This is a genomic window from Rhodococcus sp. A14, from assembly GCF_011603105.1.
In the GTDB taxonomy this organism is placed as follows: domain Bacteria; phylum Actinomycetota; class Actinomycetes; order Mycobacteriales; family Mycobacteriaceae; genus Rhodococcus_F; species Rhodococcus_F opacus.
This window is the reverse complement of record NZ_JAAOQS010000178.1, coordinates 1-10,766: the sequence shown is the minus strand read 5'-3', so window position 1 is coordinate 10,766 and position 10,766 is coordinate 1. Positions and strand designations below refer to the sequence as shown.

The following is a 10,766-nucleotide window of genomic DNA, read 5'->3' as shown; positions in this document are numbered from 1 at the left end:
GGAGCAACGGCCACGGTTGTCGTGGGCGCGACCGGCGGGGCGACGGCCGCCGATGTGGTCACCGCCAGGGCGGTTGTCGTGGCGGACGCCGCGCTGGTGGTGGTCGACGTGCTGCTGGACTGCGCGCCGCCACCGCAGCCGCTGATGAGTGCGGAAATGGCCAGCGCTGCCATCCCCAGGGTTGTCTTCTTCATTCCGGCATGGAATCAGGCAAACAGGACGTTCGGTATCCGCTGCGTGACCGACAGGCGAGGATCAGCCACACGGACCGAGCACGTCGTTGCGGTTGTTTCGTATATTTCGTTTAGGAGGTGGCGTGATGTCCGCAGCACATGATCAGCCGACCGTTGTCGAGCAGGAACAGGCCCGGCAGGCCCTGCAGGTGCTTCGTGACGTCGAGCCGGCGGGGGAGACCCTCGATGTGACCGTCGCCGGCACCTCGGAGTCGGTGCATCTTCCTCGCGCGGCACTCGATCTGATCCGCGAGGTCTTGGCGAATATGGCCGCGGGGCAGGGGGTCACCGTCGTCCCGGCGCACGCGGAGCTGACGACCCAGCAGGCCGCGCAGATGCTCAACGTCTCGCGCCCGCATGTGATCAAGCTCCTCGACGAGGGGCACATCGAGTACCGGATGGTCGGCCGCCATCGCCGGATCCTCGCATCCTCGCTGCTCGCCTACCGGCGGACGCAACTGGGGACCTCGCGCGCCGCCGCGGACGAGCTGGCGGCCCTGACGGAAGACCTCGGGCTGTACTGACGTGACCTTCACCGTGCTTCTGCGACGCGAATGCTGTACCCGAACGTGTTACGAGACGTGCTGATCCGGCTCGCGCAGACCGGCCTGGCGCACGCGCGGTGGACGGATCGCATCCTCCGGCGAGACATTCGAGAACTTGGCGGAAGATCGCCCCGGCCATCCGAGCGATGATCGTGGCGAAGTTAAGGCGACGGGGGATCGATGTGCTCGAAAAGCGGCACCACCTTCGCTGCGCGGAGCCGCTCCTTATGTCGCTGCCGCTCCTCCCACTGCGCCGTCCTGCCGGCCGCCTCGGCCTCTCGTCGCTGCTCGAGCCGCCGCTGTTGCAGAGCGACGGTCATCTGCGTGGCCAGGATATGGCGCCGCAACTCCTCGGCGCGCTCTGCAGCGACAATGTCGCCGAGATGAGTGGCGGCAGTTCGGTCGCACTGGACAAGGAATCCCTCGTACGTCAGCCTGGACCGGTCGTGCTCATCCAGGCGTGATTCCGCGACCTGTTCGATCAATTGCAAAGGGATACGCAACAATCGGTAATTCATGCGCAAAAGCGCGAGCGGTATCGACCGCAATGTTGTCACGCTCTGGGATGCTAACCCTCGCGGCGGAAACATGTGGGTAATCGGCCTGCCCGAGGTCGGTACGCAGGAAGCATCAGCACCTCACGCACGTCGCGCACGGCCGCCATCCATGCCGCCCCGAAGGGGGCCAGGAGTTACGGGTGAGCTGCCGATATGTCCAGATCACCAGGAACGAAGTACCGGGGCTGACCACACTGTGCCGAACGGTCGGTTCGGCATTGTCGGTGGCTACTGCCCCGAGTAACGTCAAATTCAGCGGCCCGGGCGGCCGCGAAACGTCTGATGCGTGGTCGTCCGCTTCGCGTTCCCCCCAGCGCGAATCGAAGGAGTGCGGTCATGATCACATCAGTGGTATCCCACCGGTCGGGTTGGGAGTCTGCAGGCCTTGTGCACATACACGACGCAGACCTGCGCGCCGCCTGAGGGCCGGAATGCTGACCCTTGGAGCCACCACCGCGGCAATGATCCTGGTGGCTCCACCCGCCGCAGCTGCGGCCATCAACACCACGACGACAGTCTCGATCCAGGGTATGGCCGCGACAACGTGCCCAGTCACCTTGACCGCCCAGGTTACGCCCGCTTTCACCGGTGGCACGGTCACATTCAAGGAGGGCAATGCCACGCTCGGCGCCGCAGCGGCCGTGACGAACGGAACCGCCAGTGTCCAGCACACCTTCAGCACGACGGGCGCGCATGTGGTGGTAGCAACCTTCGGCGGAGCAAAGGTTGGTGCGGACGATTTCAAAGCCTCAACGTCCGGAGCGCTGACCGTCACCGTCGCGACAGGACTGAACCTTGGCTCGGTATGCCTCCCCATCGGCTAAATCCGGGGTCGTCGGGTCACCATCCCGGGGTCAGAGGTGATACGGCGAGATCTGAGGTGGCCTCGGAATCGTTGGACGCCCCCACCTTTCCACGACGTGGGGGAGGCTCGTCCTTCGCAGAGAGTTCAAGATCCCGCATCGCAATTGACGACGGCGTACTGGCCAGTCGCAGTTTGCTCGTCCTCGATCTTGCCGTCGACGACCACACAACACGTCGCCGCCGTCCGTTCTCTATTGCCACGTCGTGGTTCGAGACGTGGCTTCTTCGTGATACCGAATGGGACTGGACCAATCTTATGTTCGAGGAGTACGCGCGGCTGTCCAAGAAGGGAGTCGAGGAGTTTGCGCACGTCGCTGTCGACGATCCTGACCTGTCCGGCCTACGCGACAGCGGAGGCGAACTGCTCTTCTCGCACGGTTCCGACGACCAGGCGATTTCCTCGCAAGGCTCACGGCAGTGCTTCGATCGGGTGCTCGAACAGATAGGGGGCGTCTCCGCAACCAACGAGTTCGCACGGTTCTTCTTGTGCCCCGGCGACGGGCACAGCGCCCGCATCCAGGAAGGTTTCGGTGTCGACCTAGGGACCGGGATGATTGCGATGATGAATTGGGTGGAGAACCGCATTGCACCCGACACTCTCGACGCCTTGCACTATGCCGATGACAGCACCACCGTCGACGGCGTTCGGTCGATCACCGCCTACGGCACACAACTCGTGACTAGCTAGGGTCGCTTGAGGAAACCCATGCAGATCACACGAAGTCGAAGCCTTGGGGGAGGACTCGCTGGGGCCGGCCTGGGTTTCGAAGCTGAGATCTTGGCCGGGCAACCCTGCTATTCGACGGGGCGGCAAGGCTCTGACCCCCTGCTGGTAACGGAACGCCCCCAGAGTCTTCGCTCGTCAGAGAGTGCTCAGCGCGTACATGCACGATGTGAACCCGTTTGTTCGTATTGGATCCGCAGATTCGGTCACGACAGACTGCGATGTTCACCGAGCTCGCCAACACGGGCCGTAACCACGGCTTTCGAGACGGACGCCGGCGGCACGGACGGGGTAGGTTCGTCGAGTTGCGTTCCTACGAAGTGGTGGTCCCAGATAGACGGGCGCTACGGCGTCGGTAGGCGGTGATGCACCGTGCATCACGCTGGGCGGCGACTTGGTGACGCGATCCTCATGGTTCGGGCGCTCATCTGCTGACTGATTCGCAGGGGCGGGTTGGTCCGCCTGATCGCCCGTTCCGGTGGAGCGAGACGGGACGCCTGCGGCGGGACTGAGGGCGCGAGTAGTTGGGGTTAGGGTTCGCCGTCATACGCCTCGGTCCGGCAGTTCCCTCTAGGGATGACGAGTGGTCATGATGCGTGACTTGATTTGCGGGGTGGTGGTGCAGACCATGCTGAAGGCCCGGACCATTCTCTTGGTGGGTTCACCGCGTGTGACTGATCGGTTTCCTGCGGCGGTGGCGATGTAGGTTGCCGCGGTGACGGCGAAGTGGCTGGCGCGGGCGCGGGCGTCGTAGATGTCTCCGTTACCGGTGGTTGCGTGGTTGAGGGCGTTGCGGATGGTGGTGTGTGTTTCCCACAGTTGTGGGGAGGGGTGTCCGGTGCGGTCGGATTCGGTCAGGCATGCTCGGGCCACGCCGAGGGCGAGGGAGCCGTTGATCCGGAGAATCGCCCGGTCCGCGATGCTGAGTCCGCCGCGAGGAGTCTTTCGGACGTGGATGATTGAGGTGTGGGGGACATGGTGTCCGTTGAAGGTCAGTTCGACGGTGTTGGATGCCGGCCGCGGACAGGCAGATTCGGTTCGCGTGGACGGCCTGGCCGTCGGTGGCGTCCATGAGGAAGGTGACGGTTTTTTGTGCTCGGGTGTCGTAGGCGGTGACACCGATGACGTCGACGAGACCCCATCCGGTCACGAACGGGGCCTGCCCGCTAATGGTGCATCCATCATCTGTTTCGGTGGCGACGAGGAGGAGATTCGCAGGGTCGGCGTAGCCGCTGCCGGATACACCGGCAGTGATCGCGCCCGCGCTGCTTGAGACGTGCTCACGTGATGTCCCTGGTTGAGCTGGACCTGTGAACCCGATCCGGCTGTCCGCCGATGGGTGCGGCTCTCAGTGTTGCCGTGCGTCCACGCGGACCACACCAGGCTGAGCGGGGAATGTGCGTGCAGCGACTCTGGGAGTTCAGCATGCACGTCTTCTGTTCACCAGGGTGGACTCCCAACTGTGAGCACACTTGCGGGGGATATGTACATCCGCTCACTTTCGATTGCAGGAGTCCCTGGTCCAGGCGTCATTTCTACTCGAAGATGCTTTCGGGAAGCCAGTCTGCGTCGAACAGTCGGGCGAGCTTCCCGAACGCCCCGAGATCGCCATCGACACTGGCTGATGTCACCATGAGCCGATTGATCATGATCCGAGCCGCCTGCTCCTCCACCGTTCCGGCGGCGAACAGGAGTGACCATGAGCAAACCTGCCCGTCGCGATGCGCACGACCCATCGTTTGGCGTGCGGCAATTCCGGAGTAGCGAGGCTGGTGGAAGAACCCGATGCGACGTGCCGATGAGGCGCGGGAACCGTCGACCATCAACTCGGATGCCTGCAGATTGATCGCAGATGCGGTGTTGAACACCACGACCGGGTTGTGGCCGCGCTGAAATCGAATGCGCTCCGTCTCGAGATCGCCCCCACCGAAGATGCGTGAGACGCCAATGCCGTGCTCCTCCAAGAGGTTGGCGACCGGGTCGGCGGCCGTGGTGACCAGTTCGACGGCGACGAGTACCTGGTAGCCGCGTTCGACGTGCGCGGCTACCAACTCGGCGGTCTGCGGGGCTCGCAGCATGCCTGCCTTTTGCCGGAACCGCATCAGAGCGGCACGGCCGCGGGCGGTATCGTTCCCCTGGCGGGCGATCCTCATCGCGCTCCGGAACTCACTCCAGTCCTGGTGGTACGCAGCCCATTGTGTGGCGGTGAAGTCGAGTGGCAGGCCGTCGATAGGTGGCGGCCCCCAGGGCGCGTCGCGATGCATCATGACGGGCGGGTCGCAGTCAGTCATCCACTTCCGGACGCGGGTGACGGCCTGATGCTGCAGCCGCTGAGAACCTTTTGCTTGGTCGTTCCAGTCCCATTTGCCCTTGTCCCACCCGGGAGCCAGGGGAAGTCCATGCTCGACCAGTTTCTTACCAAGATCGGCCCACTCGCCCGGCGGGTCATCGTGCAGTTGCGCGAAAAGCGAAGACAAGTAGGTGTATTCGCCTGGGTGATGACCCGGCGTCGCTGTCACGGTGATAACAAAGGGCGCCTTCTCTGGTGATGCGGCGAGGCGGTTGATGCGCCGCTGGTATTGGGTGCGCTGGGCGGTGAGGTGCCTGAATTGCTGTGCCTCGTCATTGATGATGAGGGAGAAGAAGTACTTCGGTTGGCCGTTGCGTCCGAGCAACTTCTTGAGCTGGTCCGGGGAGATGATCAGCCACCGATAGCCTCCGTCGCCGAACGCAGCGAGGGCGTCGCGCCACGCGGCGATGGTGATCTGGGCTGGCCGGTCCACGGTGATGAGTACGGTGTCGCCGCCCCCCAATTTCAGCGCGGCTTTCGCGCCGATGATTGCGCTGCCGGTCTTGCCTACACCCGGCTCGTCGGCCAACAAGAATCCGCGCCTGTCGTGGTGAAAGGCCATCGCGATCGCCTTCGCGGCGTCCACCTGTTCGGGTCGCGGTGTCTTGTGGAAGCCAGTGGCGCCCGGTTGCCGCACGCCGTTGAGGTCCTCTTCGACCCAGCGAGCGTACGAGTATGGTTTCGACGCGTAGACGGTGAGTTCGTCGGGCAATTGCGCGCCGATGTAGGCATACGCTTTGAGTGCCGTGTAGTACTTGGCACCGGGCGCGGATGCCCGGTACGGGACATCGAGGATCCAGATCTGCTCCCCGTGCCCCGGGGTGGGTATCAGGGGCTTGGCGCCGGCTCGTCTGGGGCTGGAGCGTCGCTGGGTGGTCTTGCGTGCGGCCATGAGTGCAGGTTATTCCCAAGGCGGATCGCCGGGGTCGACGACGTCGGCTGCGGCGGATGCGGTTGCGACCGTCGCGGCGGATGGCGCCGAGGAATCGCGTGCTGTCGCGGCGGGGCGCGGGGCCCGGTGCAGGGCGATTATGTACGTCGACAGCCTCAGCCTCAGGTTCGGCGGACGGTTCCACTGCTGTCGACGCGGTGTGCACGCGGTGGCGTGGAGGGCGGCGGCGGGCGATGGAGGCGAGCGTGACGGACGGAACGGACGGAGGGACGGGCCGCTGCGTGCATATGATGGGGCACAGGGTGGAGAACGTGCGTGATCCCATTCCGCGCATGAACCTCCGCAGCCAGCCCCCGGCCACAGGGCGTGCCCGCGTCGCAGGAACCGAGCCAGTGCCAGCGCGATCATCGCGCTACCCGGCGAACGCCGCTGCCCGCACGCGCAGGGCCTCCGGGTCGGTATCGATCAGGCTGGCCGGGTGTGCCCGTCCACGACGGCGCTGCCCCCGGAGTGCTTGTGTCGTCGGAGGAACTTGCCCCGGGCACGCGCGCCCGGGAGCGGCGCCGTGAGGTGATGAGTCGGTGGGGATTCGATACGAGATCACCCCGCGGGCGGCGAACCAGACGTTGTCGGATTCCGGGTTGGCGTTGGTGTGTGTACGTGGGCCGCAGTGCCGGTGGGCGGATCTGATATTGCTCGGGGATGAGGCAGTGGGAGAGTGGACCTGGCTGGCACGGGATGCTAACGAGATCGCCGAACAGTACTGCCGCGACCACCCCGGGAGCGGCACGCCGGTGTCGTGACGGGGTCCAGACCTGTCCGGCGAAGAACTCACCGTCCGGGTCATCCCGAAGCAGGCGGACGAATTCACTTGCACCAGTTACTTCCTCGTCCACCACCGCATCTGCCTCGCCAGCGGTACCCAGCTGATCTGCGGGACTGCGCCTGAGAACACCGAACATCCGAGGACCGCGTCTTCGAGCCCTCGAAACATATCGCACCCCTCCTGAGGTCACCTACTGACCGGAGTCAACACCACCGTCGTGGCACCGCACACACCCCAAGCACCCGAACACTTTCCGAGGGCACGGGACCTGAGCACGTTCTTCGACGGGCCGTAGACAGTCAGCTCCAGGGCCGGCAGTTCGAAGGATTCGGCGGTGTCGGTGTACTCGAGGTCCATCGAGGGAGGTGTCCGTCTCGTCGGATTCGGTGACTTTCGGTGCGTCGTGGTCGGTGGCCGTGCCTGTTGGGTTCTCGTGTTCTGGGTGTTCGGATCCGCCGGGCTGTTACCGCACCTATGGGTGCTCGCCCCGGCTGGTGTGCGAGGTCAGTTCTGCGGGTGTCCAGGCGGGCCAGGTGGCTTCGCCGACGAGGTGTCCGTCGGTGAACTGGGCGACGATGCGCGGGCCGGTGCTCGCGCTGTTGTCGTACACGCTCGCATGATCACACCGTGGGAACGCCTGAGCGAGCAGACCCCATATTCTTTGGTATCGCTGGCGGATCTTGTCTTCGGGCACTTCGTGTCCGCCGGCTCGGACCCGGTAGCGCACACGCTGGACCGCTAGTTCCTCGGGAATCATCACCACATGTAAGACGACGGTGTAGTCGTGTGTGCGCGCTTCGTCGATCAGCTCCAGCTTCGACGGATGGGAGAACACCGTCTCGGCGATGAACGATTTCCCCAGGGTCAGCAGGTGTGCTCGGGTCTTCGCGGCGATCTCCGCCGCCTCATAGGAGTGGGCAGCCGGATTCGCAGGCCATCGTTGTTTGGCGATCTCGTCGGCATTGACGAACGGGCTGGACGGCAGCAGTGGAGCGAGGGTGAAGGCCACGAAGGTGGACTTGCCGGCGCCGTTGCAACCGACCACCAGGTCGAGTCGTTTCACTCGGGCAGGACTGTGCGCGTGCCGTCGGGACGGTACTCGATGATCTGACCGTCCTCGGACAGCGCGACCGTGGTGATGCCCTGGGCCGCGAGCGCGGCACCGTAATCGGTGGTGGCCAGTTGTTCCTCGATCGCCGCGTTGATCTCGGCGTTGAACACTGTGCCTTCCTCGGGTCCGAGTTCACCGAGCGGCAACCGGCCGGCTAGAGCGTCTTCTACTCGGCGGCGGGCCGCGGTCTGCCGGCTCGAGACCGCACGTCCCACCCGGGCCCAGTGTTCGAGTTGTTGGCGACCGGTGCGGTGTTGCCGTTCTCCCTCGGCCATGGCGCTGGCCACCAGGTCCGCTGCCAGGCGGGTGACCTTGTCGCCAGTGCTTTGCATCACTTCACTCCCGGGTGGTGTAGCTAGTTGCTACAAGTGTAGCTGATAGCTACAGGCGCTGTCGGGTTCCTGTTGTCAGAAGGTCCGCCCGAATCCCGCCGACGAGCGTCGGTCCTTCCTTCGAGACCACGCCGCCGGGTGCGGTGAAGGTCCCCCTAAACGACAAAAAGCCGCCCCCAACTGGCCATTGAGGTCAGTCCGGAGGCGGTTTAAGGGGTGCGGGCCGTATCCCGTCGGGTCGAGACTTGGCATTCCGGGATACGACCCGCCGCGCTTTTGCTGACTCCTGCGTCCGCTGCGAGCCGCCTAGCTGAGCCGCCAGCGAGCACCGCATCCCTGAGCGCGGAGCTCCACGCATGGTTCGAGGGCGCAAGGGTAACTGGCCGAGACTCGCCGAGTCGCCTTACCGCGAAGTGGTAGTCCCGGGGTAGATGGGACTCGCGGCGGGGTTGGGTGATGCACCGTGCATCACGGTGGGCGGCGACCTGGCCGACGATTCTTCTGTTGGGCGATGTTCTGCTTACTGATCAGAGGGGCGGGTCGGTCCGCCTGATCGCCGGTTCCGGTGGAGCGAGACGGGGAGGCATGCGATGGGACTGAGGGTGCGGGAAGTCGGGGTCTGGGATCGCCGTCATGCGTCTCGGTCCGGCGGTTCCACTAGGGGTGGCGTGCGGTCAGGATGCGTGACTTGATTTCCGGGGTGGTGGTGCAGACCATGCTGAAGGCGGCTTCCCGGACCATTCTCTCGGTGGGTTCACCGCGTGTGACTGATCGGCTTCCTGCGGCGGTGGCGACGTAGTTGGCCACGGTGACGGCGAATCGGCTCGCGCGGGCGCGAGCGTCGTAGATGTCTCCGTCGCCGGTGGCCGCGTTGTTGAGAGCCTCGCGGATCGTGGTGTGTGTTTCCCACAACTGTGCGGTCGGGTGTCCGATGCGGTCGGCTTCGGTCAGGCATGCTCGTGCCACGCCGAGGGCGAGGGAGCCGTTGATCCGGAGAACCGCCCGGTCGGCGATGCTGAGTCCGCCCTGACGCGCCTGTCGGACGTGGATGACTGCCGTGTGGGGGATGTGGTGTCCGTTGAAGGTCAGTTCGACGGTGTTGGAGGCGTCGGCCGCGGACAGGCAGATTCGGTTCGCGTGGACGTTTGGGCCGTCGGTCGCGTCCATGAGGAAGGTGACGGTCTTCTGTGCTCGGGTGTCGAATGCGGTGACGCCAATAGTGTCGACGAGGCCCCATCCGGTCACGAACGGAACCTGCCCGGTAATGGTGTATCCATCGTCTGTTTCGGTCGCGACGATGACGGGGTTGTCCGGGTTCGCGTAGCCGCTGCCGGACACCCCGGCGGTGACGGCGCCGCTGCGCAGGTCGGCGAGATAGCGGGCTTTGAGGGTGGTGTTCCTCGACATCATCATTCGGAGGAGGGTGCCGTGGTGTTGTGCCCAGACGAATGCGGTCGCCAGGCATCCGCTGACGAGGATTTCACCGACGTCGGCGAGGGTGTCGACGGGATCTGTGGTGGCGAAGGCGAGGCCGTAGAAGCCCCGGTCGCGTAGTGCGGAAAAGTGCGAGGGCGGGATCTTCCCCGACGTGTCGACCTCCGCCGCGGCGGGTCGCAGCACCTGGTCGGTGAGGGTTTGCGCTTGCTGTACCCAGTCGGTCATGGCTGACACCGTATCCACACTGCGCCGCACCCCGCCGACGTACTCCAATGGTGGGCGGACGCCGTGAGACTCGTCCAGCTTCTGAGAACTCGCCCAACTGCGGCAGCGGTCCACTGCCGCAACTGCGATCGAGATGTTCCCCGGATCGCCTCCGGTGTAGTCCCACGGCAGTAGCAGTCGGTCCGTGACCCGAGGTGCGGCGGCTCGATGATGGTGGAGGACTACCCGCGAGACTGGTGAACTTCCCGCTGGGTGGCTCATCGGAGATCAATTCGGCGATGTGTGGTGTGACGCAGGGCGCGGCGGATCTGTGCGAGGGCGGCTTCCCGCTGCTCCGGGGTTGCTTGCAGGGCGTTGCGACGGTGGATGGTGGTGCGGCGGGTGTGTTGTTCGCGGCGGCGCCGGGCGTCGGCTGCGGTGCGGTGCTGGCTGGGGGAGGGGCCGGTCCAGTCGATGTGGGTCAGTCGCCAGCGGAGGAGGGCGACCGGTGAGCTGATCCGGTCTGCTGTGGGCCAGGTCCAGCCACGTTGGGTGGTGTCGCGGTCGAGGGTCTGTGCGATGTCGTGGCCGGTCCAGCGGGTGGTGTCGATGCCGGCGGCCTGGATGGTGTCGCAGATGTTGCCGATATGGCCTTGGGCGAGAACGGGGGAGCGGGCGATGAGGGTGGCGG

Annotated in this window: 10 protein-coding genes and 3 pseudogenes; 5 read left to right on the top strand and 8 right to left on the bottom strand. The window is 65.1% G+C overall.

The features are described from left to right. A pseudogene (locus G9373_RS43410) lies at positions 1–194 on the bottom strand (calcium-binding protein); the annotation flags it as partial. A gap of 125 nt (positions 195–319) precedes the next feature. Here G9373_RS43410 and G9373_RS43405 point away from each other — a divergent pair. Then, a complete protein-coding gene (locus G9373_RS43405) occupies positions 320–757 on the top strand; it encodes a helix-turn-helix domain-containing protein (RefSeq protein WP_133987560.1) in 438 nt (145 codons plus the stop codon). Between the two features lie 182 nt (positions 758–939). Here G9373_RS43405 and G9373_RS43400 read toward each other — a convergent pair whose 3' ends face one another. Continuing rightward, complete coding sequence (locus tag G9373_RS43400) at positions 940–1,335, bottom strand: hypothetical protein (RefSeq protein WP_206033820.1); 396 nt, start codon at positions 1,333–1,335, stop codon at positions 940–942. A 431-nt stretch (positions 1,336–1,766) separates the two neighbouring features. Between G9373_RS43400 and G9373_RS43395 the strand changes: the two genes are divergently transcribed. After that, positions 1,767–2,159 (top strand): Ig-like domain-containing protein, encoded by a 393-nt coding sequence (locus tag G9373_RS43395; RefSeq protein WP_167121013.1) that lies wholly within the window; start codon positions 1,767–1,769, stop codon positions 2,157–2,159. Between the two features lie 71 nt (positions 2,160–2,230). Next, on the top strand, positions 2,231–2,887 hold the full coding sequence (locus tag G9373_RS43390) for a tannase/feruloyl esterase family alpha/beta hydrolase (RefSeq protein WP_167121011.1): 657 nt from the start codon (positions 2,231–2,233) through the stop codon (positions 2,885–2,887). Positions 2,888–3,493: 606 nt separating this feature from the next. Here G9373_RS43390 and G9373_RS47370 read toward each other — a convergent pair. Then, positions 3,494–3,796, bottom strand: a complete 303-nt coding sequence (locus G9373_RS47370) for a hypothetical protein (protein WP_240961094.1) — start codon at positions 3,794–3,796, stop codon at positions 3,494–3,496. 169 nt (positions 3,797–3,965) lie between these two features. On the opposite strand from G9373_RS47370, the gene G9373_RS47365 reads away from it, so the two are divergent. Beyond that, the gene (locus tag G9373_RS47365; RefSeq protein WP_240961093.1) at positions 3,966–4,196 is read left to right on the top strand and encodes a hypothetical protein; all 231 of its coding nucleotides are present in this window, start codon (positions 3,966–3,968) and stop codon (positions 4,194–4,196) included. 262 nt (positions 4,197–4,458) lie between these two features. Here the strand turns inward: G9373_RS47365 and G9373_RS43380 are convergent, their stop codons facing one another. Then, complete coding sequence (locus G9373_RS43380) at positions 4,459–6,165, bottom strand: DEAD/DEAH box helicase (protein WP_167121009.1); 1,707 nt, start codon at positions 6,163–6,165, stop codon at positions 4,459–4,461. An 806-nt stretch (positions 6,166–6,971) separates the two neighbouring features. On the opposite strand from G9373_RS43380, the pseudogene G9373_RS47360 reads away from it, so the two are divergent. Next, positions 6,972–7,100 (top strand): annotated as a pseudogene (locus G9373_RS47360) (DUF4193 family protein); the annotation flags it as partial. A gap of 363 nt (positions 7,101–7,463) precedes the next feature. Here G9373_RS47360 and G9373_RS43370 read toward each other — a convergent pair. The 4 genes and pseudogenes from G9373_RS43370 to G9373_RS43355 form a co-directional block, all read right to left on the bottom strand. After that, positions 7,464–8,054, bottom strand: a complete 591-nt coding sequence (locus G9373_RS43370; protein ID WP_167121007.1) for an AAA family ATPase — start codon at positions 8,052–8,054, stop codon at positions 7,464–7,466. Further along, positions 8,051–8,434, bottom strand: coding sequence for a hypothetical protein (locus G9373_RS43365; protein WP_167121004.1), 384 nt, complete (start codon positions 8,432–8,434; stop codon positions 8,051–8,053). Before G9373_RS43365 ends, G9373_RS43370 begins: the two co-directional genes overlap by 4 nt. 657 nt (positions 8,435–9,091) lie before the next feature. After that, positions 9,092–10,096, bottom strand: coding sequence for an acyl-CoA dehydrogenase family protein (locus G9373_RS43360; protein ID WP_167121002.1), 1,005 nt, complete (start codon positions 10,094–10,096; stop codon positions 9,092–9,094). 257 nt (positions 10,097–10,353) lie between these two features. Continuing rightward, a pseudogene (locus G9373_RS43355) lies at positions 10,354–10,766 on the bottom strand (Rep protein); the annotation flags it as partial.

What these genes read in the sequence shown, in the direction of transcription:
- G9373_RS43405 (WP_133987560.1), top strand. Translation starts at nt 320, where the DNA reads ATGTCCGCAGCACATGATCAGCCGACCGTTGTCGAGCAGGAACAGGCC.
- G9373_RS43395 (WP_167121013.1), top strand. Translation starts at nt 1,767, where the DNA reads ATGCTGACCCTTGGAGCCACCACCGCGGCAATGATCCTGGTGGCTCCA.
- G9373_RS43380 (WP_167121009.1), bottom strand. Translation starts at nt 6,165, where the DNA reads ATGGCCGCACGCAAGACCACCCAGCGACGCTCCAGCCCCAGACGAGCC.
- G9373_RS43365 (WP_167121004.1), bottom strand. Translation starts at nt 8,434, where the DNA reads ATGCAAAGCACTGGCGACAAGGTCACCCGCCTGGCAGCGGACCTGGTG.
- G9373_RS43360 (WP_167121002.1), bottom strand. Translation starts at nt 10,096, where the DNA reads ATGACCGACTGGGTACAGCAAGCGCAAACCCTCACCGACCAGGTGCTG.